This window comes from Alteribacillus iranensis, assembly GCF_900113025.1.
Taxonomy (GTDB): Bacteria; Bacillota; Bacilli; order Bacillales; family Marinococcaceae; genus Alteribacillus_A; species Alteribacillus_A iranensis.
In genome coordinates this window covers 1-23774 of sequence record NZ_FONT01000010.1, presented here as the reverse complement: position 1 = coordinate 23774, position 23774 = coordinate 1, and the positions used below count along the sequence as shown (strand labels likewise).

At 38.9% G+C, this 23774-nt stretch carries 27 protein-coding genes and 1 pseudogene; 16 read left to right on the top strand and 12 right to left on the bottom strand.

All coding sequences use genetic code 11. The features are described from left to right. The first annotated feature begins 196 nt into the window (after positions 1–196). The 5 genes from BM095_RS15285 to pdaA all read left to right on the top strand — a co-directional run bounded on the left by BM095_RS15285 (position 197) and on the right by pdaA (position 4989). The gene (locus BM095_RS15285; RefSeq protein WP_091663868.1) at positions 197–1000 is read left to right on the top strand and encodes a VLRF1 family aeRF1-type release factor; all 804 of its coding nucleotides are present in this window, start codon (positions 197–199) and stop codon (positions 998–1000) included. A 475-nt stretch (positions 1001–1475) separates the two neighbouring features. Continuing rightward, on the top strand, positions 1476–1856 hold the full coding sequence (locus BM095_RS15280; protein WP_091663865.1) for an OsmC family protein: 381 nt from the start codon (positions 1476–1478) through the stop codon (positions 1854–1856). Between the two features lie 47 nt (positions 1857–1903). Beyond that, on the top strand, positions 1904–3268 hold the full coding sequence (locus BM095_RS15275) for an MATE family efflux transporter (RefSeq protein ID WP_091663863.1): 1365 nt from the start codon (positions 1904–1906) through the stop codon (positions 3266–3268). Positions 3269–3307: 39 nt separating this feature from the next. Then, on the top strand, positions 3308–3934 hold the full coding sequence (locus tag BM095_RS15270; RefSeq protein WP_091663860.1) for a histidine phosphatase family protein: 627 nt from the start codon (positions 3308–3310) through the stop codon (positions 3932–3934). Between the two features lie 269 nt (positions 3935–4203). Beyond that, positions 4204–4989, top strand: coding sequence for a delta-lactam-biosynthetic de-N-acetylase (gene pdaA / locus BM095_RS15265; protein WP_091663857.1), 786 nt, complete (start codon positions 4204–4206; stop codon positions 4987–4989). Positions 4990–5118: 129 nt separating this feature from the next. On the opposite strand, the gene BM095_RS15260 is transcribed toward pdaA, so the two are convergent. From BM095_RS15260 to BM095_RS15240, 5 genes are all read right to left on the bottom strand, one after another. Next, positions 5119–5463: a hypothetical protein gene (locus BM095_RS15260; protein ID WP_091663855.1), complete on the bottom strand. Its 345-nt coding sequence runs from the start codon at positions 5461–5463 to the stop codon at positions 5119–5121. An 86-nt stretch (positions 5464–5549) separates the two neighbouring features. Beyond that, positions 5550–5723: a PLDc N-terminal domain-containing protein gene (locus BM095_RS15255; protein WP_091663967.1), complete on the bottom strand. Its 174-nt coding sequence runs from the start codon at positions 5721–5723 to the stop codon at positions 5550–5552. A 177-nt stretch (positions 5724–5900) separates the two neighbouring features. After that, positions 5901–7184: a diaminobutyrate--2-oxoglutarate transaminase gene (gene ectB / locus BM095_RS15250; RefSeq protein ID WP_091663852.1), complete on the bottom strand. Its 1284-nt coding sequence runs from the start codon at positions 7182–7184 to the stop codon at positions 5901–5903. 57 nt (positions 7185–7241) lie between these two features. Next, entirely contained in the window at positions 7242–7754 is a 513-nt protein-coding gene (gene ectA / locus BM095_RS15245) for a diaminobutyrate acetyltransferase (RefSeq protein WP_091663964.1), read from the bottom strand. Positions 7755–8213: 459 nt separating this feature from the next. Beyond that, complete coding sequence (locus BM095_RS15240) at positions 8214–9122, bottom strand: TIGR01777 family oxidoreductase (protein WP_091663850.1); 909 nt, start codon at positions 9120–9122, stop codon at positions 8214–8216. 72 nt (positions 9123–9194) lie between these two features. Between BM095_RS15240 and recX the strand changes: the two genes are divergently transcribed. Together recX and BM095_RS15230 are read left to right on the top strand one after the other, a co-directional pair. Further along, complete coding sequence (gene recX, locus BM095_RS15235) at positions 9195–10022, top strand: recombination regulator RecX (protein ID WP_091663847.1); 828 nt, start codon at positions 9195–9197, stop codon at positions 10020–10022. Beyond that, entirely contained in the window at positions 10006–10308 is a 303-nt protein-coding gene (locus tag BM095_RS15230; protein ID WP_091663843.1) for a YfhH family protein, read from the top strand. The genes recX and BM095_RS15230 overlap by 17 nt, the downstream gene beginning before the upstream one ends. A gap of 24 nt (positions 10309–10332) precedes the next feature. Here BM095_RS15230 and BM095_RS15225 read toward each other — a convergent pair whose 3' ends face one another. Beyond that, complete coding sequence (locus BM095_RS15225; RefSeq protein ID WP_091663838.1) at positions 10333–11322, bottom strand: metal-dependent hydrolase; 990 nt, start codon at positions 11320–11322, stop codon at positions 10333–10335. Between the two features lie 248 nt (positions 11323–11570). Here BM095_RS15225 and mutY point away from each other — a divergent pair, with 248 nt between their 5' ends. Both mutY and BM095_RS15215 read left to right on the top strand, forming a co-directional pair. Further along, on the top strand, positions 11571–12668 hold the full coding sequence (gene mutY / locus BM095_RS15220; protein ID WP_091663833.1) for an A/G-specific adenine glycosylase: 1098 nt from the start codon (positions 11571–11573) through the stop codon (positions 12666–12668). Then, the gene (locus BM095_RS15215; protein ID WP_091663961.1) at positions 12658–13416 is read left to right on the top strand and encodes an SDR family NAD(P)-dependent oxidoreductase; all 759 of its coding nucleotides are present in this window, start codon (positions 12658–12660) and stop codon (positions 13414–13416) included. Before mutY ends, BM095_RS15215 begins: the two co-directional genes overlap by 11 nt. Before the next feature lie 7 nt (positions 13417–13423). Here BM095_RS15215 and BM095_RS15210 read toward each other — a convergent pair whose 3' ends face one another. After that, on the bottom strand, positions 13424–13777 hold the full coding sequence (locus BM095_RS15210) for a hypothetical protein (protein WP_091663829.1): 354 nt from the start codon (positions 13775–13777) through the stop codon (positions 13424–13426). A 193-nt stretch (positions 13778–13970) separates the two neighbouring features. After that, a complete protein-coding gene (locus tag BM095_RS15205; RefSeq protein WP_091663824.1) occupies positions 13971–14291 on the bottom strand; it encodes a hypothetical protein in 321 nt (106 codons plus the stop codon). A gap of 157 nt (positions 14292–14448) precedes the next feature. On the opposite strand from BM095_RS15205, the gene fabL reads away from it, so the two are divergent. Next, positions 14449–15201 (top strand): enoyl-[acyl-carrier-protein] reductase FabL, encoded by a 753-nt coding sequence (gene fabL / locus BM095_RS15200; protein ID WP_091663958.1) that lies wholly within the window; start codon positions 14449–14451, stop codon positions 15199–15201. Between the two features lie 118 nt (positions 15202–15319). Then, positions 15320–15469: pseudogene (locus BM095_RS15195) on the top strand (gamma-type small acid-soluble spore protein); the annotation flags it as partial. 59 nt (positions 15470–15528) lie between these two features. On the opposite strand, the gene BM095_RS16665 reads toward BM095_RS15195, so the two are convergent. Beyond that, a complete protein-coding gene (locus BM095_RS16665) occupies positions 15529–15690 on the bottom strand; it encodes a hypothetical protein (RefSeq protein WP_177194846.1) in 162 nt (53 codons plus the stop codon). Positions 15691–15873: 183 nt separating this feature from the next. Here BM095_RS16665 and ntdP point away from each other — a divergent pair, with 183 nt between their 5' ends. Both ntdP and BM095_RS15185 read left to right on the top strand, forming a co-directional pair. Continuing rightward, positions 15874–16401, top strand: a complete 528-nt coding sequence (gene ntdP, locus BM095_RS15190) for a nucleoside tri-diphosphate phosphatase (RefSeq protein ID WP_091663813.1) — start codon at positions 15874–15876, stop codon at positions 16399–16401. Positions 16402–16474: 73 nt separating this feature from the next. After that, positions 16475–18217, top strand: coding sequence for an ABC transporter ATP-binding protein (locus tag BM095_RS15185; RefSeq protein WP_091663808.1), 1743 nt, complete (start codon positions 16475–16477; stop codon positions 18215–18217). A 417-nt stretch (positions 18218–18634) separates the two neighbouring features. Here the strand turns inward: BM095_RS15185 and BM095_RS15180 are convergent, their stop codons facing one another. Together BM095_RS15180 and BM095_RS15175 are read right to left on the bottom strand one after the other, a co-directional pair. Beyond that, complete coding sequence (locus tag BM095_RS15180) at positions 18635–19720, bottom strand: FUSC family protein (RefSeq protein WP_091663803.1); 1086 nt, start codon at positions 19718–19720, stop codon at positions 18635–18637. 69 nt (positions 19721–19789) lie between these two features. Further along, positions 19790–21088 carry a glutamate-1-semialdehyde 2,1-aminomutase gene (locus tag BM095_RS15175; RefSeq protein WP_091663801.1) on the bottom strand — a complete coding sequence of 433 codons (1299 nt, stop codon included), beginning with the start codon at positions 21086–21088 and terminating at the stop codon, positions 19790–19792. Between the two features lie 160 nt (positions 21089–21248). Between BM095_RS15175 and bcp the strand changes: the two genes are divergently transcribed. The 3 genes from bcp to perR all read left to right on the top strand — a co-directional run bounded on the left by bcp (position 21249) and on the right by perR (position 22593). Beyond that, complete coding sequence (gene bcp / locus BM095_RS15170) at positions 21249–21722, top strand: thioredoxin-dependent thiol peroxidase (protein ID WP_091663796.1); 474 nt, start codon at positions 21249–21251, stop codon at positions 21720–21722. 30 nt (positions 21723–21752) lie between these two features. Next, positions 21753–22052 carry a cyclic-di-AMP receptor gene (locus BM095_RS15165; RefSeq protein WP_091663792.1) on the top strand — a complete coding sequence of 100 codons (300 nt, stop codon included), beginning with the start codon at positions 21753–21755 and terminating at the stop codon, positions 22050–22052. A 103-nt stretch (positions 22053–22155) separates the two neighbouring features. Further along, positions 22156–22593 carry a peroxide-responsive transcriptional repressor PerR gene (gene perR, locus BM095_RS15160; RefSeq protein ID WP_091663955.1) on the top strand — a complete coding sequence of 146 codons (438 nt, stop codon included), beginning with the start codon at positions 22156–22158 and terminating at the stop codon, positions 22591–22593. A gap of 195 nt (positions 22594–22788) precedes the next feature. On the opposite strand, the gene BM095_RS15155 is transcribed toward perR, so the two are convergent. Beyond that, a complete protein-coding gene (locus BM095_RS15155; protein WP_091663790.1) occupies positions 22789–23145 on the bottom strand; it encodes a YgzB family protein in 357 nt (118 codons plus the stop codon). Between the last annotated feature and the right edge of the window lie 629 nt (positions 23146–23774).

The following is a 23774-nucleotide window of genomic DNA, read 5'->3' as shown; positions in this document are numbered from 1 at the left end:
TAAGGGCCTCTCCTTTCAATGAGAGGTACTTACAGCTTTTTCATTTTAGGAAAAGGTATGATTTACTCTCGTTTTTTTGCCGAATACTAAGGATTCTTTCATGTACAGAGTATATGTTTATATAGGAATTCATTGAGGAAATATACAATTAGAAGTTAGCTTCATGACATGCAGAAGATAGAAGAGGAGGACTTGAATGATGGCATTGCCAAATGAGCTAAAAAGTTATAAATCTCAGCAGGATGACATGGGAATTCTCACGATATATTTAAACACGGATTTTGGAGACGGTGATCAACACAGTGGTGAATGGAAAATTCGCTTGAAAAATGGGTTGAAAAAAATAGAAGAATATGTGGAGCAAGACGGAACAAAGGACGAACGCAAGGCCCTTAAAAATTTAGCAGAGGTGGCAAATCGATCCATTTACGATCAGCAATCCAATATGAAAAAAAGCTTTGTATTTATGGCCTCCGCCGATGAGTCATTTCATGAAGAAAAAATACTTCAAGTCCCTGTAGAAACTTCTTTTCATTGGGAAAAGCAACCAGTGATTGATCAATTAGAACAGCTTCACACGAAGTTTCCGGCAGCAGGAATGCTTTTAGTACAAAAAAATGAAGTAGTCCTCTTAGACACTGCTCTTGGAGAAGTACGCGAGGAAAAGGTCTTTCACTGGGATGTTGATTCTGAGGATTGGAGACGTTATGAAGGGAATGCAGATATGAATGTCACAGCTTCCGGCTCCACTCAAGTAGACGAAGTCCAAAGACGATTTGATGAAAACCGCCAGCGTTGGTATAAAAAATTAGCTCCTCAACTTGATAAGGAAATAAAAAATAGAAGTTTAGAAGGAATTTATTTAATTGGTGACAAAGAGTATACTCAAGATATCGAGCAACACTTAGGAGCAAAAATTCTGGGTCATATTCCGAAGAATTTAATATCAAAGCAAGCACATGAAATTTTAAATGAGGTATATAAAGAAGAAATCAGATAGTGGGATAACAATAAAAAATACTACGGAAAGAAATGCCAAATGAATCCTCCGTTCAGGCAGGAGAGGGACATCTCCTAGGGAAAGCTTTTAAGAAGGAATAGCTGGAGAAGTCCCTTGACATGTTTGATGGAGGGGGGGCATTTCTTTTTTTAGAAAGGGTCATATTTGTTAAGTACCAAGGTCAGCTTTACATAGGAAAGTGACTTTTCTCTCATTCAAGGTATTTATCAGGCAATAACGAGGTAAAAGTTGGCTTATTTTGTTATCATTAATAAAGGTTCAAAGTACAATGATAAAGAAGTGCAAAATGCCTGATATTTTCAAACAAGTCAGGAGTCTTACACAAAAGATTGAATTGTTGCGTGACTTGCGTCTATGGGAAAAGCAGAGTACGTCTCCGCTGATAACACCTTTTTTAGACATCTTCAGAAATTCTCAAAATAGATAGCTTATAAATTGAAAGGGGAAGATAGGTATGGAATTTTCAATGAAAGAACAAGCTTTTACGACAGAAACAGATTTTGGAGAATTACAAGTGTCGAGTAACGATGAATATGGATTCCGACCTTATCAGCTGTTGGTCTCCTCCTTGGCTGTTTGCAGCGGGTCTACTTTGCGTAAAATCATGGAAAAGAGAAGACAAAACGTTCAAGACATCCATATTAAGACAGATGTTACAAGAAGTGAAGAAGGGGCTCGTCAAATAGAAAAAGTCCATATGCATTTTATTGTGGAAGCAGAAGGTGTATCTGAAACTCAAATGAAGAAGAACTTAGAATGGACGAAGAAAAATTGTTCTATGGTCCAGTCCGTGATGAACAGTATTGAAATTACCGAGACATTTGAAATGAAATAATTATTTTGGCGTGTGTACATACACCATGGAACAGGGGAGTAGGCTGAATGGGAGTCAATAAACAACAACTTGATTTTACAGAAGGAAGCATCATGAACAAAATGATTCTTTTTTCTGCGCCAATCTTCCTTGGTAACCTGCTTCAAAGTTCTTACCAAATAATTGACAGTCTCTGGGTAGGTAATTTGCTAGGTGCTGAGGCCTTGGGAGCGGTTTCCATCTCATCAACGGTAATATTTACCATTCTATCGTTTATCATTGGTATTAACAGTTCTACACTCACTGTTTTATCTCAGCGACGTGGTGCGAATGACGAAGAAGGTTTAAAAGTTTCATTAAATGCCTTTGTTTTTGTGCTGGGTGTTCTTTCTATATTTTTAGGCATTGTCGGATTTATTTTAGCACCGTATATTTTAAGTTGGATGGGGACTCCGTCCAGCATTTTACCGATGGCCGCCAGTTATCTTCGAATTAACTTTTTAGGGATTGTTTTTTTATTTGGTTATAACTTTATCGGAACTGTACTTAGGGCCGTAGGTGACAGTAGGACACCGCTTCGCTTTATTTCATTAGCAGTAATATTGAACACTGTGCTCGATCCCTTGTTCATTAGTGTTTGGGATTTAGGTATGGAAGGGGCAGCGATTGCCACGGTTATATCACAAGGGACAGCTTTTTTATATGGTGTGATATATTCTATTTTGAAAAAAGGGTTACCTTTCACGATTCCTTCTCCACCCCCGTGGACTGAATTCATGAGAATATTTAAATTGGGACTGCCCTCAGGGTTTTCCATGATGGCGATCTCCGGTGGAATTTTAGCTATTATGACGGTAGTCACTTCATTTGGAGAAACAGTTATCGCTGGATACGGTGCAGCGCAACGAATTGACAGCCTTATTATGATGCCGGCGACGACGTTAGGGTCAGCCATCACAAGTATGTCCGGACAGAATATCGGAGCGGATAAGTGGAATCGTGTCAGCGACATTGTAAAAAGTGGTCTGATGCTGATTTTAAGCGTGTCGTTACTAATCAGTTTACTTGTGTTTCTTTCCGCAGAATTATTGATGAGCATGTTTGTCGATGATCCTGAAACGATAAGGTATGGAGCAACCTATCTTAAAATAATCGCTTTCTTTTACCCTTTCTTAGGAATTAACTTTGTTCTTAATGGAATTGTTCGTTCCTCGGGGGCTATGGTGCAAGTATTGGTGTTAAACATTGTATCTTTTTGGGTGCTTCGTTTTCCTTTAGCATGGGCTTTTTCTTCTTGGATTGGGGAAAATGGGATAGCTATCGGGATTGGCGCAAGCTTTATTGTGAGTAGTATAATTGCCGCACTTTATTATCGGTTCGGAAATTGGAGAAAGATAGACATTTTCTCTGACGAACAAAGAAATACCAATTAATCGAACTGTTCGTTCATAAGCAATGAGGGGGGAAGGGGTATGGAAATATATTTAATCCGTCACGCAGAATCCATGGGGAATATCTCTCGAACCATTCAAGGGTGTCAAGATGTGGTATTAACAGAGAAAGGGAAAAAGCAGGCGGCATTATTAGGAGAGTATTTAGCAGATGTCTCTTTTGATTACTTATATAGCAGTGATTTAATAAGGGCTAAAGATACTGTAAAAGCAGTAGAAAAGTATCAGGATACACAAGCTCAAATCATCCCTTTCGTACGAGAAATAAACTTAGGACCTCTGCAAGGAAAAGACAGACGAATGATTTATGAGATGTATCCACAGGTGAGAGAGAAAAGTATCTTGCAAAGCGGTATAGAGGGGACAGAAACAGAAGAAGAAATTACGGAGCGTTGTCGACGTTTTTATGAGCTTTTACGTGCCATAAAGAATAAAGAAACTGCAGCTGTCGTTTCACATGGGGGATTTTTAACCATTTTTCTTATGTACTTATTAGCGGGCGAAGAATGGAATAAACTACACAGACCATTTCTTATCCACAATACTGGTATTTCCAAGTTGAGCTGGCGAGATAACAGATTAACGATTCACTACATTAATCAATATCCTCACTTAATGACAAAAAAGACTGACCACGTGAACGTATGAATGACGTGAAAGTTTCCTTTCCCTCGTTTGTGTCTATATCCATAGGAGAAGCCCCCTTACAATGGCGGGGCTTCTTCTTCCTTTCCATACGCTCTTTAAGGATTCACGTCAACCAGCCTGCTGCCCATCTGATAGCAATCCGATTCTCATATAGTGTCATTCAACCTACAAAAAAGCCGAACAGACCTGTGCACATTTAAACATGAAATTATTCCAGAATATTATAAGCAAAGTAACATAACCTACCATTAAAAACACGGAGGAAAGATATGAGAGCGTGGGTCGCAGTCTTAAGTGTAATTATGTTAGTGGCAAGCCCTACTTCAGTATTCGGAGAGGAGGTCTATGATTGGAACTTCAAACCGATGCCTGACAATGAACCTTCTGACACGGAGAAAACGTATAAAGTTCTGCTTGATAAGTATGGCGGGTTATTTATAGGGAATTCGAAAAAAAAGACGCTGTACCTGACATTTGACAATGGTTATGAGAATGGGTATACAGAGAAAATTTTAGATGTCTTAAAAGAGAAAGATGTTCCGGCAACCTTTTTTGTTACGGGACATTATTTAAACTCTGCTCCTGATTTAGTCAAAAGGATGGCTACAGAAGGTCATATTGTTGGTAATCACTCGTGGCATCATCCGAGTCTTCCAGAGAAATCAAAAGAAACAATAAAAAAGGAATTAGACGCCGTTAAAAATAAATATAAGGAGTTAACGGGAAAGGAAGATATGTATTATTTACGTCCGCCACAAGGAAAGTTTAACGAAAGGTCGCTCGCTGTCACACAGGATTTAGGATATATCAACGTATTCTGGTCTTTTGCCTATATGGATTGGGATACTAGTAATCAGCTCGGGGAAAAAGCAGCATTTCACTCTATTATGAAACGTATTCATCCAGGTGCTATCATGCTGTTGCATTCTGTATCAAAGGACAATGCAAATGTGTTGGGCAAAGTAATTGATGAGTGTCGAAAGCAAGGATATACCTTTAAAAGTTTGGATGAACTGATTTATGAGGACTGGATGGAAGCGGAAGATGCCATTTAAAAAAAGGCTGGTATATATTTAGGCTAAGAACAAAATTGTTAGTATTCGTAAACAAAAAGCTTCCGGTTTCTCCATTTGGACAACCGGAAGCTTACTTCCCCTTTTTAAAGACCGTTCAATCAAAACTTTTTACAGAGATGCCCCTAATGCAGCAGCCACTTTTTCTAAGGTAGATACGTCAGTGACATCAAACACAATCCATTGCTGGCTTTTCACTACTAACGTACCGATCTCCCTGTCTTGTTTTTTAATCGGAAACGTTAGCTGACTTTGCATTTTTCTATCAGGAAGTGATGAGGCATGTGCCCGTAACACTTTTTCCTCTCCATTATGTAAATAAATTCCTGCCCAGTCGATATACTCCACTTTTTCACAAAGGGTCGCTACTGTGTCCTCACAAAACTTCGTAGGAGTGCTGTTGCTATAAATTGATGAAAGGACATGGATCGATGCTAGATCTGTTGCAATAGACAATAGTATCCTCCTCTTTCGTAAAAGTCTATTACTATTTTATCAGAGATTCTAAGGAAGCTGATCTAGTAAGTTTAGGAAATACGGGCTTAATTATTTCTAATGATAAGATAAATAATCAAGCCTAAAACGGGAAAGAATAGGGTTCCTAACAGAATGAGGAGGGCGTATTCTTTGCTGTTCCCTTTGTTAATAGAATCTCTATATGCCCAAATACTTGTAATAATGTTTAGGAGGAACAAACCAACTATAAAAAATAACATAATAAAAATAACAAAGAGACCTTCCACACTATTCACCTCTCGTAACTCTATGTTAGTTTCTCACGTTTCCTAATATATTTGATCCATTTTTACACAAAAAGATCCTGGGGATGCATCCATCATATCATCCTCCAGGATCTTCCTTCATACGTTTATGAACAATCCAGTTGACATTTATTAAGAAGTCACGAGATTCTTTTCAGATACAACTTTTTCCACAGCTTTTTCAATAATAGACAGACCTTTGTCTAATCCTTCATCGTCGATAGTAATAGGAGGGAACAATTTAAAAACCTCGTCATCTGGACCGGCAGTTTCCATAATTAATCCTTGTTCAAAGCACTTTTCCGTAACTTTGTCGGAAAATCCATCGACTTCACTGGCGATCCCTTGCATGAAACCTCTTCCACGATGAGAGCCTTTCATGTTTGGATATTTTTTAATTAATCCATTCAGGAACTCTTCCATACGTTTAGACTTTTCCTGGACATTCTTTTCTAAACTATCATCTTTCCAATAGTTCAATGCCTCTGTTGCAGTTACGAAAGCCAAGTTGTTTCCGCGGAACGTTCCGTTGTGCTCTCCTGGGGCAAACTTATCAAAGTCAGGGTGGATTAACGTAAGAGCCAGAGGAGTTCCATACCCGCCAATTGATTTGGAAAGACAAACGATATCTGGTTTAATTCCAGCTGGTTCAAAGCTGAAGAAGGTACCAGTACGCCCCACTCCTGCTTGAATGTCATCAATAATGAGCAGGATGTCACGATCACGGCATATTTTTTCGATAGATTGAAGCCATTCCATACGCGCTGCATTCAATCCACCTTCGCCTTGTACTGTTTCAAGGATAAAGGCTGCAGGCTTATCCACACCGCTGCCGCTATTATCCAACATTTTTTCGATATATTTTAAGCTCTCTTCCGTATCGTCCATAAAGTTGTCATAAGGCATAGATGTAGCATTGTTGAGAGGCATCCCAGCGCCTGCGCGTTTAAATGCATTCCCAGTTACAGAAAGGGCACCAATTGTCATTCCATGAAACCCTTTTGTAAAGCTGACGATATTCGTGCGTCCTGTAACTTTGCGTGCAAGTTTTAAAGCACTTTCTACTGTATTTGCACCAGTTGGCCCAGGGAACATTACTTTGTAATCGAGGTTACGAGGTTTGAGAATAATCTCGTGGAATTTCTCCAGGAACTCGCCTTTCGCTTTCGAAGCCATGTCAAGAGAATGAGTGACTCCATCTTCCTGAATGTACTCGATCATTTTCTTTTTCATATTCTCGTCGTTATGTCCATAATTCAAGGCGCCAGCGCCTGAAAAGAAATCAATATATTCTTTGTTGTCTAAGTCCCATAATTTGTAGCCCTTGGCTTTGTGAAAAACAGTTGGAAATCCTCTTACATAACTTCGTACTTCAGATTCGTGCTTCTCAAAAATGCTCAGATTATTTTCGGTCATATTTATCTATAAATCCTCCTTTAGTATAAAAAAACGGCTCTCAAATCCCGGAAAGTATTATTTATCAAAAGGTCCAATACGGAAAGTCAGTTCAGCTTCGTGACCTTCGCCCGGAAATAGATCTTCTGCGAAACATTCGGAAACCTCACAATCGGTTTCATGTGTGCGGGCAAGCTTCTTGAATAATGCTTGAGAAGCTGCATTTGATGGTGTGACAGTAGCTTCCAAATATTTCACATCAGCGCTTTTTGTACGCTCTACCAGTGCGTTCAGCAGTCTAGAACCCATTCCTTTTCCACGTTGGGATTCATCTACACCAATTTGCCAAACAAACACAGTATCTTGTTTTTCCGGCAGAATGAAGGCTGTTACAAATCCAACAAGCTTGCCATTCTCCTTAGCAACTACGCATGTCTCTGAGAAAAATTCACACATCATAATATATTTGTAAGAAGAGTTCAAGTCTAATGTGGAATTTTTCACAAGCTCCCACATAGCTGCGCCATCTTCAGCTGTTGGCTTTTCAAATGTTAGTGTAGCTGTTGCATTTCCCGTATCGGTTTCATTCATACTCATCTTATCACCTTCGCTTTGATTAATAAGAACCTTAATGACATATTCCTCCTGACTCATTCTTAAAATAACACTTTTGCTAATTTAAATCATGTTAACTTTGGAACCATGCATTAATAATAGGATGACTTTGGGAAAAGTTCAAATGCCTTTGTTTAGAATTATTCAGTGTTAGTTAGGTTTAGTTGGGATAGGTGGCAATAATACTTACCGCGCTTTCATAATGCTGGCAAATGATACGTTATGCACCGTTTTGCGGAGAAAATGTTGAATTTGTAATACAAATTTGAATAATAATCACATAGAAACCACTTTATCATTTCACTTTGCTATAGTGTGAGTAATGCTTAGAAAATGAAAAAGAGACGTAGCTTCTCTGATCACCTTTGTTCCGACCCGGGAACGAAGGTGTATAAAGAAAAGAATTCTGCCCAGCAAAATAATGGATGATGAAAGCTACCGTCCATGAAGTAATTGTTTAAATGCCGTTTCAACAGTCGGGTACGTGAATGTATAACCATGAGATATTAAGCGGTTAGGGCTTACGTGTTGTCCTTCAAGAATAAGCGTACTCATGTCCCCTAAACCTTTTTCTACTATCTTACTGGGCACACGTAGCCAGTGAGGTCGGTTTGTTTCTTTACTAAGCTTTTTCCCGAAGTTTTCCATTCTTTCTGGATAGGGTGAAGTAATATTTACGGGGCCTTCACACTTCTCATGATGGAGTAGAAAGTATATACTTTCCACAACATCTCTTAAATGAATCCATGAATACCACTGCTCTCCATGACCCAGCGGACCTCCTGCAAACATTTGGTAAGGTAGTAGGAGTTTTGGAAATGCACCAGATTTGTTGTCGAGTATGAGCCCGAAGCGAGCGTAAATCGTTCGAATTCCCAATTTGACAGCTTCACTAGCCTCTTTTTCCCATTCTCGGCAAACAAAATGGAGAAAGCTTGCGTCAATGGGAGGGCTGTCTTCATGAAAAGTATGTTCTGTGGAAGTACCATAGTAGCCGATTGCTGAAGCATTAATAAGTACTTTCGGTACCTGGGGTAATGACTGAGTTAATCTTATAGTCTCTTTTGTTGCCTGTAAGCGACTATGGAGTATTTTTTCTTTGTATGGGCGAGTCCAACGACGATTAAGTGTCGCACCAGCTAGGTTAATGATGGCATCCAAAGAAGGTAGATGTTCTTCTGGACATGCATTTTCGTTAAGCCACTCAACAAACGTAATGCTTTCGGTATTCTGTTTGTTCCTTGAGTTTCTTGTTAGAATAAATACATGATGACCTAACGTGGTGAGATAACCAGTTAAAGCAGAACCTACGAAACCAGTTCCACCTGTAATAGCAATATTCATCATGATCACTCCTTATATTTATTTGTTTTACATACCCTGTAGTTCTGTCTCTTAACCATACGAGGTGATACGATGGAAATAGCGAAGATAACCACCCAGAAAAAACGAACAGATCGTTATAATGTATATATTTTTGTTGATGGGAAGGAAGAGTATGCTTTTAGTGTTGACGAAGATGTCCTTATTAAATGGCAGCTTAGGAAAGGCATCATACTCTCCGAAGAGGATGTTGTCCGTATATTAGAACAGGATGAGGCACGAAAAGCATGGAATGATACATTGCAATATATAACTCACTCTATGAGGACAGAATATCAAATTGAACAACACTTAAGAAAGAAGGAATACGAGGAAGAAGCAATTATACGCGCCATAGAAAAAGCAAAAAACTACCGTTACGTGGATGATCTGAACTACGCGAATTCTTATGTGCGAACTAAAATGAAAACAACAGATAAAGGACCTGCAATTATTAGGCAAGAGTTAAAAGAAAAAGGAGTACATCTTTCTTTCATTGAAACAGCCTTAGAGCAATTCACCCCCTCAAAACAATTAGAGTCAGCACTTCAATTTCTTGAAAAGAAAGCAAATATAAAACGTCATGATTCGAGTCAGGCATTTAAGAAGAGAATGCTCGAGTCGTTAGTCAGGAAAGGTTTTTCAACCGACATTGCACTCGAGTCATGGGAAGCCTCAGGGATCTCTCTTCCTAGAGAAGTGGAAAAAGCGGCGGTTCAACAGAGCGGTGAAAAAGCTGTGAAGAAGTGGAAAAAGAAATACAGTGGCTCAGAATTAGAATGGAAAGTAAAAGAGGTTTTATACCGGAAGGGGTTTTCCCTTTCGGATATCGAAGAATTTCTAAGAGAACAGGAGATGGAAGACCATGGAGAAACGTTATAGCCAAATGACTGCTATTGAACTACGGAATGAGATTGCTTCGCTAAATGAAAAGGCTAAAAAAGCTGAACAAATGGGAATGATAAGTGAGTTTGCCGTCTACGAAAGAAAGCGCGTGATGGCTGAAGCTTATTTACTAGACCCAGATGACTTTATGTCAGGTCAAACGTATAACATAAAAGGGGAAGGCGGTTCTTTTTTCGTTAAATTCATTAATGGCGTGTTTGCTTGGGGATACCGAAATGAATCGGAGGAAGAAGAAGCTCTGCCAATTTCATTGTTGGAATGAGTAAAGGAAGAAGGGGGAGACAATTTATTGAACATGTTTCGCCCCTTGTTTTAATCGCTTCTCTAAAGTTTCGTTACTATAGATCCATCCGGTAAATGACGTAAGAATATTTAAATCTTTATCCATCCTAACAACCGCAACGAAAGGATAATAACCTTTACTCCGATATCGAAGGTCAATAAACTTTACTTCCCATCCTTCCTCATTCTCATTGACAATCCAGCGGTACGTAGGAGAAAAAGAAAGAAAAGATGCTAAGTTGTGATCTTTTTTGGCCGCTTGAATGACTGGATCATTCGGAATAGGTTCAAACGGATAACTTTCCAAATAACGGATTAATCCATGTCTTGACTCGGTCACGTGTAACCGTTGTGGTGTTCGAATAACTACGTGCCACTTATGCCAACTATATGTTGGTGATATAAATACATGGGTAGCTCCAGGGTGGAATCGCGACGCATTTCGAACCACTTTATTTCTCGCTCTGCACCTCCAAACATAATAGAAAAAGAGAATGATATATAATATAGAAAAGGTCCATCCAGGAGGAGCACCATACCTCCAGAAAATAAATGCGATGATATGGGCTAGAAAGATGAGTGGATCAAATATATTAATAACACCTAGTGCTATCCAGCGTTTGGTAAAAGGAGAGAGAGCTTGTGTTCCGTATGCGTTAAATATATCGACGAAGACATGTAAAAAAACTGCTATAAACGACCATAACAATAGATGGGAAAAAGGCAGCTCAGGAGAAATAAGGTAGACTCCGCCGGCTACGAGCAACGGCCAGAGGAGTACAGCTGGAATAGAATGTGTCGGTCCACGGTGGTAACGGATATAAACGGCGTTGTTTCGCAGTTTAAGTACCGTATCGAAGTCAGGCGCTTGTGATCCTATAATAGTTGCGAACATTACAGTTTGAGCAGCAGCAGCGCTTTGGGAGACGACAGGATCCAGCATCGCCAGTCCTCCTAATCCAATTCCCATAACTACGTGGGTAGCAGTATCCATCAGCGTGTCCCCCTCTCCTTAGAAAAGTGCCATACATAATTCTACATCTAGTATAACGAAAAATACGAAAAAGTTGATGTATTTGTTGATACAGATACGAATTAATGAATAAACGATTCACCATTATTGATTCATCATTATTATGTATGAAACGAAGATGGTATAGTTATACCCGATTTTGAAGTCTATCAAAAGGACGGAAGGAAATTTCTGATTTAAGTAGTGAGTGAAAACGGAGGAGACAATAGATGACATCTCATCACGAAAACATAGATATAGCTGCATTTCAAGAAGATTTGCTCCAATGGTATGAAGAAAACAAGCGTGAGCTTCCATGGAGAGAAAATCAGGACCCTTACCGGGTTTGGGTGTCTGAAATAATGCTCCAACAAACGAAAGTAGAAACGGTCATTCCATATTTTAAGCGCTTTTTAGAGAATTTCCCAACCGTTTCTTCGTTGGCAGAAGCCGAGGAGGAACAAGTATTAAAAACTTGGGAAGGGTTAGGTTATTATTCGAGAGCTCGTAATTTACATTCGGCGGTGAAGGAAATTAAAGAAGTATATGGAGGAGAAGTCCCTTCATCAAAAGAAGATTTTTCATCTTTGAAAGGGGTAGGTCCATACACAGCAGGAGCGGTAATGAGTATAGCTTTTGATAAGCCTGAGCCCGCAGTAGATGGGAATGTAATGAGAGTGTTTTCGAGAATACTTCTGATCCGAGATGATATTGGGAAGTCAAAAACAAGAAAGAAGTTTGAACAAATATTGCCTTCTTTTCTGGAAGGGATACGTCCGTCTCAATTTAATCAAGCCCTGATGGAATTAGGAGCACTTGTCTGTACTCCAAAATCACCAGGCTGCTTACTTTGTCCCGTACAAGATTATTGTCTTGCAAGAGCAGAAGGTGTTCAAACCGAGCTACCGGTGAAAGCAAAAAAGAAGTCACCCTCTACAAAAGAAATGGCAGCTGTCATCGTGAAGAACAAGGAAGGAAAAACGTTATTTCATCAGAGAGGAGAAACAGGGCTATTAGCCCGCCTCTGGGAATACCCGAACATAGAAGTGGAAAAAGGAAAAGAACAAGAGCAAGTAGAAAAATACTTAAGAGAACAATTTGGTATCACAGCCACGATAAGTAAGACGGTTCAATATGTTCAACACGTTTTCTCTCATTTAATTTGGAATATCACTGTATATGACGCTCACTTCCATGATAAAGAAGCAGTGGATCTCAAAGCTGGTGAATGGCTGCATGTGGAGGAAGCTGAAAAGTTAACGTTCCCAGTTTCACATCAAAAAATTTTGCGCAATCAAAAGGAAAGGGAAGATGAAATTGGATCTTAATTTAAATGGAAAAAATGTATTGGTAACTGGAGGCTCAAGAGGTATTGGGAAAGGCGTAGCAGAAAAGTTTATGGAAGAAGGAGCGAACGTTACAGTTATTGGACGCACTTCAAGCAGCTTAGAAGCAATAAAAAATGAACGAAAAGATGTCAAAACGATACAGGCAAATTTAATTGATCTTCAAGAGAGGGAAAGGGCTTTCCAGCGTTTTTTAGAAGAGAACAGTTATATTGATATCCTAATTAATAATGTTGGAGGCAGTAATGGATCTACAATCGAAGACACAACCATGAGTGAGTTTGAAGAAGCGATGCAGCTGAACTATTATTCCGCTGTCCACTTTAGTAAGCTGGCTTTACCGCTTATGAAAAAGAGGCAACACGGATCCATCGTTAATATTTCTTCTATATATGGAAGGGAATCTGGGGGAAAGGCGACGTATAATAACTCGAAAGCAGCAATGATTAGTTTCACAAAAGCATTAGCTGATGAGGCGATGCCTTATGGCGTACGAGTTAATTCCGTCGCTCCTGGTGCCATTCTGCATCCAGATGGAAATTGGCAAAAAAGGTTGGATGCAGAGCCTGAAAGAATAAATGCTTTCGTAAAGCGAGAAATCCCAGGGGGAAGGTTCGGGACTATAGAAGAAGTAGCCAACGTCGTTGTGTTTTTATCCTCTGATAAGGCATACTGGGTATCTGGCGCTAGTCTCAATGTAGATGGTGGACAGTCTAAAATGAATATGTGATCATTCCTTAGTGTTTTGGGCTTCTATTTGGTGATAGGTCCATCACGCCCATTTCATCAAGCTGCCCCTTCGTTTCGGGAGTACCATATTCATAAATCTTTTCAAAAATACGATTCATGCCATACTGTACCTCTTTGGAATCAACATCAGTGGCATCTTGATTATAATGTTCAAACGTAAATAAATTATGGAGTTCGAGATCATGAGCTTGTGTTTCTTCCAAAATATATTCCATCTCCTCTAGTTCAGTAGGGGTAACTTCAATTTCATATTGGATTAAGGAGGAATCGGGAATTTTTACAGGGCTGATGTCATCCATACTGAGAGGATGTAAATTAACATAGTATTTTTGCTTGTGCATGATCTGTCCTCTCCTTTTATTAAAGGTTATTTTTAGCTTGTGTAAGGAGAGGACTTTTATTCTGGTAACATTCGGATTTCCTCTAGTTAGAGTGCATTAAGGTCTCAGTCACAGCCCAAAAATCTTTGACGGTAGTTCTTCTGTTCATTATTACTGTCGATAGACCACTTATCATCAAGTCATTTCCGTCGAATTAAAAGGTTGCCATTCCTTGTTCTTCAAGGAATTTTTTTGTTTCAGGTGTGCCAAGTTCATAAATCTTTTGGAAAAGTTGCTTTGTTTCCATATTTAGGCCAGCTTTAGCATCTTCCTCCAAATACTCATCGTGTACTCGTTCTAGCAGAAGAGAAGGACTTGCATCGTCTCTTTGCACTTCGTCCATTCGTTTTTCCAATTCAAGTTTTTCTTCAGGAGTAGCTCTTACTCCATATTGGATAGTATTATCATCGAGCTTTACATTAGTAATTCTCATCATATTAGGATGCATTTGTATATAATACGTGTTTCGTTCCATAAACCAATCTCTCCTTTTTGTTGAAGTCTTTTTAAAGTACATATACCCACGCAAAGGGTGGTTTCACACACGAAAACAGTGTAGTCGCTAATGTTTTTGCGTTATACTAAGGCTTAGAAAGATTAATATTTTGTATGATAGGAATCAAGGAGGAAAAATATTGAGTAATAAGGTAGCATTAGTCACGGGAAGCAGTAGAGGAATTGGAAAAGAGATCGCCATCGAGCTTGCGAAATTAGGTTATAATATTGTAATTAATTACGCTCGCAGCAAACAGGCCGCTTTGGAAACCGCCGATGAGATCAAAAGGTTAGGCGTTCAAACATTAGTAGTAAAAGCAAATGTAGGAAAGCAAGATAAGGTAAAGCATTTGTTTCAACAAGTTGATGATACATTTGGAAGGCTGGATATATTTGTAAATAATGCAGCTTCGGGTGTTTTGCGTCCTGTCATGGAGCTTGAAGAGAGCCATTGGGATTGGACCATGAATATTAATAGTAAGGCTTTACTCTTTTGCGCACAGGAAGCTGCCAAGATAATGGAGAGGAATAATGGAGGAAAAATTGTAAGTTTGAGCTCCATTGGAGCACAAAGGTATTTAGAAAATTACACCGCAGTAGGTGTCTCTAAAGCAGCTGTTGAAGCGTTAACTCGTTATTTGGCTGTGGAATTAGCAGAAAAAGATATTATCGTTAATGCGGTTTCTGGTGGAGCTGTTGACACCGATGCATTAAGTCATTTTCCTAATCGAGAGGAGTTACTCGAACAGGCAAAAGATCGTACTCCTGCAGGAAGAATGGTGGAAAAGGAAGATTTGGCAAATGCCGTCATGTTCTTGCTTTCTGACAAGGCTGCTATGATTAGAGGGCAAACAATTATCGTCGATGGCGGTATTTCTCTCCTAACATAACATTAATCCATACTACAAAAAAAGTTATTGTTTTTTCACTTTTGCATGGATAATTTCTCTTTAGGTGGAGAAAGTAAGCGATGTGGAGGTGAATACAATGGCTGACAAACAAAAAAACGCTTCACAAACAAACCCTCAACAAGTACGTAAGCAGAACCAAGCTGCTGTTCAGGGGCGAGAGGCTGAATTTGCGAGCGAAACAGATGCTCAAGAAGTGAGACAACAAAATCAAAAAGCAGAACAAAACAAACAAAAAAACCAACAGTAATTTAGTGAAACAAGTAGGCTCTTTGGAAGGTATTAATCTTCCAAAGAGCTGCCTGTTTTCTAAAACATAGGAAATACATATTGAACGAGAAACCATAGGAAACCAAAGAATATAATGATATAAGCAAGGTATTTGATAAATGTAGAAGCGACATGTGATTTGTCCTCTTTCTTTTCTATATGACGTTCTTCATATTCTTCATCAGGAGTTCTTCTTGGCATGACCCTTCCTCCCTTCTTGTGATCCTTATTATTCACCCTTTTCCCCTGTATGACTTTAAGATAAACAAACATAGAACATGGTGAGAATATATTGCTAATGAGTATGTCAGTTTTCTTTCCCTTGGACAAAATGTATAATGAAATGATAGGCAAGCATAGAAGAAAGACAGGAAGGAGAGGGGCATGGATTTCCCGGAAACTGGAAGAGAGATCGAAATTCAAAGTTACAAACATAACGGCACCCTTCATCGTGTCTGGGAGGAAACGGTTGTCTTACAAGGGACATCTAAGGAAATTATTTGTGGGAATGATCGGATATTAGTACATGAATCAGATGGCCGTACTTGGAGGACGAGAGAGCCGGCAATCTGCTATTTTAACAGGGATAAGTGGTTTAATGTAATAGGAATGGTACGCTCGGACGGTATCCACTATTATTGTAACTTAGGGACGCCTTTTGTTTGGGATGAAGAGGCTCTAAAATACATTGATTATGATCTTGACATTAAAGTATACCCTGACATGACATTTCATCTGTTAGATGAAGACGAATATGAGCTGCATAAAGAAGAGATGAATTACCCAGACAAGATTGACCTGCAATTGAAACAATCAGTCGATGAATTGCAAAGTTGGATTTGTCAGAGAAAAGGCCCTTTTGCGCCACAGTATGTAGAGCGGTGGTATGAACGTTTTTTATTTTTTCGTTAGGTCTCTGACCAAGGAAGCGGCTCATTCTATTAGTAGTCAATATAGAGACCGTGTTATTCCATAGAGGTGAAGCATGGACAGTATTAAAAGATATTTGTATTTTGTCAAACCATACAAAAAAATTATCATAATAACGATTATAATAGGGATCCTGAAATTTGGTATCCCTCTCTTGACACCGCTGATATTAGCGTACGCTATTGATGATATTATCCTTGCAGAGGAAATGGCGACTCAGGATAAACTTAGCACACTCGCCTGGATAGTTGGAGGAGCCATCGCCGCTTTTCTTGTGTTGAGGCCGCCAATTGAGTACTATCGTCAATACTTTGCACAATGGACAGCAAGTAAAATTCTTTACGATATTCGGGATCAGCTTTTTTCTCACATACAGAAACTCAGCCTGCGGTTTTATTCTAATCGAAAAGCCGGAGAAATTATTTCAAGGGTGATCAATGACGTTGAACAAACCAAAAACTTCGTCGTCACGGGGTTAATGAACATATGGCTCGATATGGCAACTATTTTAATCGTTATCGCTATTATGTTTACCATGAACGGTTGGTTAACATTAGTTGCGATATCTTTATTTCCCTTGTATATATTTTCAATTAAATATTTTTATTCGAGACTTCGTCATCTGACAAAAGTTAGGTCTCAAGCATTAGCGGATGTCCAAGCTCATCTCCACGAGAGAGTACAAGGAATGAACGTGATTAGAAGTTTTGCGCTTGAGGACTATGAGCAAAAGCAATTTGATGAGCGAAACAATCAATTTCTTGACAGAGCTGTTGATCACACAAAGTGGAATGCGAAAACATTTGCGGTCGTCAATACGATAACGGATATAGCACCCTTAATTGTTATTCTTACTGCCGGATATTTTGTTATTACCTCTGGTCTGGCTGTTGGTGAAATGGTTGCATTTGTTTCTTATATGGAACGTCTCTATAATCCTTTACGGCGTTTAATTAACTCTTCAACTACTTTGACTCAGTCGATTGCTTCTATGGATCGTGTGTTTGAATTTGTGGACGAAAAATATGATATCCAGGATCATGAACGCGCGGTTCCCCTTGAACATACAAGTGGAAGTATCGAGTTTGAAAATGTGAGCTTTTCTTACGAAGAAAGCGTAGATAAGGTTCTCAAGAATATTCATTTAGCCATTCAACCTGGAGAAACAATAGCGCTTGTTGGTATGAGTGGTGGTGGCAAAAGTACGTTGGTAAGTTTAATTCCTCGGTTTTACGACGTAACCGCAGGCGCTATTAAATTAGACGGAAAAGATATTAGAGACTATAAAGTTCGAACGTTAAGGGACAAAATTGGAATGGTACTTCAAGATAATATTCTATTTAGTGATTCAGTGAAGATGAATATTATGATGGGAAATCCTGATGCAACAGATGAGGAAGTCATAGATGCAGCAAAAGCAGCAAATGCTCATCACTTTATTTGTGACCTTCCTGATGGTTACGATACACCTGTTGGAGAGCGAGGAGTGAAATTATCAGGTGGTCAAAAGCAGAGAATTGCTATTGCTCGTGTGTTTTTGAAAAACCCTCCCATACTTATTTTTGATGAAGCCACTTCCGCTCTCGATTTAGAAAGTGAGCACTTGATACAAGAGGCAATGGAAGCGTTGGCTAAAAACAGAACAACGTTCATTGTGGCGCACCGACTTTCTACAATTACTCATGCGGATCGTATCGTTGTTGTAGAGGATGGTCAAATTAAAGAAACCGGCAGCCATCACGAATTAATGAGTAGAGAGGGTCCGTATAAAAAGTTATATGACGTTCAATATGTATAGGAGAATAATTGAAAAGAGGCTGGGACAAATCTAGCTAAAACTTAATTATAAAAAGGTTCCGAACATCAAAATTGTTGTTCGGAACCTTTTTTGTTGGATATTTTGTGATTTATTGTCCCATTAACTGCTCATGGGCTGAATCAAATTGTGTTACTCCGTTGAAAAACATTCCGCTTCCACCACGGGCACAAGTGCTGCATCTGTTCAAGCTGCACTATGTTTGCTTTCACTGTGTCTTCTTAGCCGCAGGGCGACGCTTTCCCGAGGGAGCTGATGCAAACGAGCGTCTTTTAGCAAAAATCAACAACAAAGTTATAGAGCGTAAAAGGAAAGAGAGACACCCATCCAAACTTTTTGGAATGAGTGCCTCTCATTTTTATTTATTGGGTTTTGTCCCAGCCTCTTTCTCGGTTGATGTTAGTCTTCTGTTCTTTCTTCAATATCTACCGTATTGTCTGATTGGTGATAGCTGAAGAAGCTTTCGAGTAAAATATCTAAGTGTTCGAGGTGCTCATTATATTCAGTGATATGAGAAATGATTGGTAACACACGTAACCACTGTTCCCTGCTTATTTCATTGTGGTCATATAAATCCATAAATAAGTCGGTTAACGATTCTCTCCCCTCATCGACTTCTTCTGCCATGTCATCCGTCAATTGAGTATTTACTTTCCCAACATATCTTAGCAGAATCCGATCATGATAATCAGTTAAATGATCTAACTGCTGTTGAATGAGTTTCTGCAAACGTTCTGGCATTAACGTCAGCTCATTTTCATATCGATCTAATGCTTTCAACAGCATGACGGCCTTTTTCAAACTAACGATCATTTGTTTAAACACTACAAGTTTTCTAGCTTTTGTCAGTTTCTCTTTTTTAAAATAACTTCTCTCTTCTTTGTATAAAAGATAGTAGTTATCTAATTTAATTAACTGTTCGTTGATCAATGGTATTTCTCTTTTAATAGAGGATTGGTTTAGTTCATGTCTGGTGATTAACCGAATCCAACGAATTGTTTCCTCTGTAATATCAGCAGTTTTATAATATAAGCGTGTTTCATGCTTCGGTGGTAAGAATAGAAGGTTCACGATAAAGGCAGCACCGACACCAAGCATAATGGTAGCGAACCGTTCGGAAGCGTATAAAAGAAATTGTTCATGTGGGTTTCCCATGATAATGATCACTGTAACGATCGCCAATGAAAGGGCCGAGGCTTCCAGTTTGAGTTTTAATATAATAGCTATAGAAAACATAACAGCTGCACCGATAACGATCGGATCATGACCAAATATGGTAACAAATAAAACAGCTATACTAGCTCCTATAAAATTGGCTTGTATTTGTTCAAGAATCGTTTTATACGTTTTAAAAATAGATGGTTGAATGGCAAAAGTAGCAGAGATAGCAGCGTAAAACGCTGGTTCCAACCCTAACCAAGCGGCCGTGTACAACGCGAGTACAATAGCTAACCCCGTTTTTAATATCCTAGCCCCTAATCTCATAGGAACTTCTGAATCCTTTCTATCCAATCGGTTTTAACCGAAGGGTATTGGTGGCATCTTCTATTATTATCATATCTCTTCTGCTAATTCTCTAAACGCATGCTCAGCAGCAATTAACGTTTCATCAATGTCTTTTTCAACATGGGCCGTCGTGATGAACCACGCTTCGTATTTTGAAGGAGCAAGATTAATACCTTGATGGAGCATTTTCTTAAAGAAAGATGCAAATAGTTGACCGTCACTACTTTCAGCTTCCTCATAGTTAGTTACCGGTTGCGTAGTGAAATATAAAGTTAATGCTCCTTTCAAACGATTAACGGTCGCAGGAATGTTATATTTCTGAATAAGTTCTACGAGACCTTCTTCGAGCTTGTTACCAAGAAAATCTAGTCGTTCATACGTTCCTTCTTCCTTTAATACTTCTAAACAAGCAATTCCCGCGCGCATGGATGCTGGATTGCCTGACATCGTACCGGCAGAATAAGCAGGTCCTAATGGGGCTACGCTTTCCATGATTTTAGTTTTACCCCCGTAAGCTCCAATTGGCAAACCTCCTCCAATGATTTTGCCCATAGCCGTCATATCAGGGGTGAGATTAAGTAGGTTTTGGGCACCGCCATAGGTGAAACGGAAAGCAGTGATCACTTCATCATAGATAATGAGAGCACCAGCCTCATGAGTGAGTGAGTGAACACGCTCTAAAAAGCCAGGTGCCGGTTCTACAATGCCAAAATTACCTACAATCGGTTCAACCAACACTGCCGCTATTTGATCTCCCCATTTATTAATAGCAGTTTCGAAAGCTTTCGGATCATTAAATGGAACGGTAATGACCTCTTCTGCAATATTTTGAGTAACTCCAGCAGAGTCAGGAGAACCTAATGTAGAGGGACCGGATCCTGCTGCCACTAAAACTAAATCAGAATGACCATGATAACATCCTGCAAATTTTATGATTTTGTTACGACCTGTATAAGCTCTGGCTACACGGATGGTTGTCATGACAGCCTCTGTTCCAGAATTAACGAAGCGAACTTTTTCCAGAGACGGAATAGCTCCTTTTAGCATTTTTGAGAATTGATTTTCGAAACGAGTAGGAGTTCCGTAAAGGGTGCCATCTTCCGCAGATCTTTTGATAGCTTCAGTAATGTGCGGATGAGCGTGACCAGTAATAATAGGTCCATAAGCTCCTAAATAATCGATATAACGATTTCCGTCCACATCATAAAAATAAGCGCCTTCCCCTCGTTCCATAAATATAGGAGCGCCTCCGCCAACACCTTGGAAAGAACGAGAAGGACTATTTACACCACCAACAATATGTTCGCATGCTTCTTTATATAACTCTTCAGATTGTTTCACATTCATTTCTTGATATCCTCCTTGTATTATACGATCTCTCGAACCATAGAATATTGTATCATGCGGGAGGAAAGCGTTGATATACTTAAGACGCTAACATTGTTCAAGTTTAAAATTAAAGGTAAGATTTATAGAGAGGAATGAATCTCTTGAAAGGATGATAAACATGAAAGCGAATGTTGGAGAAAAAGCGCCAGAATTTAGTTTACCATCAAGCAGCGGGGGAGAGGTGTCATTAGCTGATTTAAAAGGAAAGAATGTAGTATTATATTTCTATCCAAAAGATATGACTCCAGGTTGCACAACAGAAGCGTGTGATTTCCGGGATTACAATAAAGAGTTTGAGCAGCTGGAGACAGTCATTTTGGGAGTGAGTCCTGATCCATTAGATAAGCATCAAAAGTTTATAGATAAACATGATTTGCCGTTTCCTCTATTAGCAGATGAAGATAAGGAAGTCGCTGAATTATATGATGTATGGAAACTGAAAAAGAATTTTGGCAAGGAATACATGGGTATTGTTCGTTCCACATTTGTAATAGACAAAAACGGGGTATTAGTGAAAGAATGGAAAAATGTAAAAGTGAAGAATCATGTGAATGAGGTGCTGAATTATATCAAAGAAGAACTCCAACAGTAAGGTGAGCAGGTTATTTCAGGGGGTTAAAAAATGAAATTAATGGTCTGTATAGTAAATGACTTTTATACGCCTGAAATAGAGAATAGGATGGAAGAGAAAGGTTATAGAATGACGGAATTGTCTAGTACTGGTGGTTTTTTAAGGAGAGGGAACACTACCTTTTTATTCGGAATTGAAGATAACCAACTAGAAGATTTTAAGAAAGATTTAAAAGATGTGTGTGTAACTTATGAAAAGAAGAAAGGCAAAAAAGCAGAAACGTCCCACCGATTTACATCGTTTTTATTAAATACAGAAGATGCGTTATTTCTTTCTGCAAAGATGAAGTGATTAATATGTTGATTTATTGACAACGCTCCTATGTATCAGATAAAATAATTTATAAGAATTACAATGTAAGAATCGTTTTACAAGGAAAGAGAGGTGCATGACGATGGCGAACGAACAACTGCAGGAAGCGATCGATGCTTTGAAAAGCACGAAGGTTCGCATGACTCCGCAGCGTCATGCCATTTTGGAATACTTGTATAATTCAATGAGCCATCCTACGGCAGATGAAATATATAAGGCCCTCGAAGGCAAATTTCCTAATATGAGCGTTGCGACAGTATATAATAATCTTCGTGTGTTTAAAGACGTTGGTATAGTTAAAGAGCTAACTTATGGAGATTCTTCCAGCCGTTTTGATTGTGTCACTACGGAGCATTATCATGTTATTTGTTCTGATTGTGGAAAGATCGTTGACTTTCATTATCCTGGCCTTAATGAAGTTGAAACGCTCGCAGAACATGTGACAGGTTTTAAAGTAGATAATCATCGTATGGAAGTGTACGGGACGTGTCCAGATTGTAGTCAACAGACACAACACTAAAATGAAAAGAATAGAAGGACATAAAAAAAGAACCGTATCGGCAAAACCGATTGGTTCTTTTTTAACAGTTAGGAAGGTATAAAATTGAGCGATCGTTGTCCAGCTTCAGCGCCCACTCGCTCGAGGTTGGTTCAGCGGTTGATCTTCTGCTAAAAGCGCAAACGTCCTGTGCAAGCCAGGGCGTTTGCGCTTTTCTTAATGCTCCATTTTCTTTCGATTATATTTAGGGTCCAGTTCCTTTCCCTCTAAGTCAGGATCAAGGGTTAACGGCTCATCACAATGCATGCACGCGTCTACCCTCCCGAGGATCTTTGTTATTTTGTTACAGTTAGGGCAGTATACTTTAACTGTGTTGGTTGATATCATACCTATCCAAAAATACACTCCACTGCTAGCTATTATAAATAAGAAGCCGAGCAGCATAGAAATGGTCATAATTATTGGGGACGTTCTGAAAAATATACCTATATACATAATCAGAATGCCGACGAAAACAAGAGATAAAGCAAACGTGCGTATGCGATTAATTTTATTAGAAGCTTTAGGTGCCATCATATTCCCTCCTGCCAATTGATTATAGCATAATACATTTGTTGCTCGCATGGATTATCTGATAAAAAGCAGACCTTTTATGAAAACTACTTATTGAAAAAAGAGGTCATAAATGGTCCAATAATAAAAAGGGTGATTGTAACTTTTTATTATAAGGAAGAAAATGAATCATTTAAGAAGTTTCAAATTCCTCCTTTTCAAGCTATCGATTCAAGGGCTTCCATCTGTATGATAATGACAAATAACCTAGAGAATCTTCTGTGTTGGTCGCAAACAGGGGTAAGCCTTTCACTTCTCTTGTGTTCTTTGTGATATAGCTGTATCTTTCTTATAGAGTCTCATTTATAGTCTCACTTCAAAAGTTTTTATTTTTTTATCAAAAAGTGTTGACCGACCTATAAACAGGTGGTATAGTATTTATTGTCGCTGACAGGGAAGCAAAACGTCAGCACACACAAATAAAAATAAAATTAAGTATTGACTTAATCGAGCGAAACTGTTATTATTAAAAAGTCGCCAAAAAAACAAGCGACTTGGTTGTCCTTTGAAAATTGAATGAAAGTCAAGCGTCTGTTAATTTCTTTATAAAAGAAACAAAGCGAGCAATCGCTTTACAGCTTGTATCAAAT

Coding starts and splice junctions, on each gene's coding strand:
- BM095_RS15165 (WP_091663792.1), top strand. CDS start 21,753: ATGAAATTAATGGTCTGTATAGTAAATGACTTTTATACGCCTGAAATA.
- BM095_RS15240 (WP_091663850.1), bottom strand. CDS start 9,122: ATGAATATTGCTATTACAGGTGGAACTGGTTTCGTAGGTTCTGCTTTA.
- BM095_RS15285 (WP_091663868.1), top strand. CDS start 197: ATGATGGCATTGCCAAATGAGCTAAAAAGTTATAAATCTCAGCAGGAT.
- ectB (WP_091663852.1), bottom strand. CDS start 7,184: ATGACCGAAAATAATCTGAGCATTTTTGAGAAGCACGAATCTGAAGTA.
- bcp (WP_091663796.1), top strand. CDS start 21,249: ATGAAAGCGAATGTTGGAGAAAAAGCGCCAGAATTTAGTTTACCATCA.
- BM095_RS16665 (WP_177194846.1), bottom strand. CDS start 15,690: ATGCCAAGAAGAACTCCTGATGAAGAATATGAAGAACGTCATATAGAA.
- ectA (WP_091663964.1), bottom strand. CDS start 7,754: ATGAATGAAACCGATACGGGAAATGCAACAGCTACACTAACATTTGAA.
- BM095_RS15225 (WP_091663838.1), bottom strand. CDS start 11,322: ATGGATACTGCTACCCACGTAGTTATGGGAATTGGATTAGGAGGACTG.
- BM095_RS15175 (WP_091663801.1), bottom strand. CDS start 21,088: ATGAATGTGAAACAATCTGAAGAGTTATATAAAGAAGCATGCGAACAT.
- perR (WP_091663955.1), top strand. CDS start 22,156: ATGGCGAACGAACAACTGCAGGAAGCGATCGATGCTTTGAAAAGCACG.
- mutY (WP_091663833.1), top strand. CDS start 11,571: ATGACATCTCATCACGAAAACATAGATATAGCTGCATTTCAAGAAGAT.
- BM095_RS15275 (WP_091663863.1), top strand. CDS start 1,904: ATGGGAGTCAATAAACAACAACTTGATTTTACAGAAGGAAGCATCATG.
- BM095_RS15205 (WP_091663824.1), bottom strand. CDS start 14,291: ATGGAACGAAACACGTATTATATACAAATGCATCCTAATATGATGAGA.
- BM095_RS15155 (WP_091663790.1), bottom strand. CDS start 23,145: ATGGCACCTAAAGCTTCTAATAAAATTAATCGCATACGCACGTTTGCT.
- BM095_RS15180 (WP_091663803.1), bottom strand. CDS start 19,720: ATGAGATTAGGGGCTAGGATATTAAAAACGGGGTTAGCTATTGTACTC.
- BM095_RS15270 (WP_091663860.1), top strand. CDS start 3,308: ATGGAAATATATTTAATCCGTCACGCAGAATCCATGGGGAATATCTCT.
- ntdP (WP_091663813.1), top strand. CDS start 15,874: ATGGATTTCCCGGAAACTGGAAGAGAGATCGAAATTCAAAGTTACAAA.
- BM095_RS15255 (WP_091663967.1), bottom strand. CDS start 5,723: ATGTTATTTTTTATAGTTGGTTTGTTCCTCCTAAACATTATTACAAGT.
- BM095_RS15185 (WP_091663808.1), top strand. CDS start 16,475: ATGGACAGTATTAAAAGATATTTGTATTTTGTCAAACCATACAAAAAA.
- pdaA (WP_091663857.1), top strand. CDS start 4,204: ATGAGAGCGTGGGTCGCAGTCTTAAGTGTAATTATGTTAGTGGCAAGC.
- BM095_RS15210 (WP_091663829.1), bottom strand. CDS start 13,777: ATGCACAAGCAAAAATACTATGTTAATTTACATCCTCTCAGTATGGAT.
- BM095_RS15230 (WP_091663843.1), top strand. CDS start 10,006: ATGGAGAAACGTTATAGCCAAATGACTGCTATTGAACTACGGAATGAG.
- recX (WP_091663847.1), top strand. CDS start 9,195: ATGGAAATAGCGAAGATAACCACCCAGAAAAAACGAACAGATCGTTAT.
- BM095_RS15280 (WP_091663865.1), top strand. CDS start 1,476: ATGGAATTTTCAATGAAAGAACAAGCTTTTACGACAGAAACAGATTTT.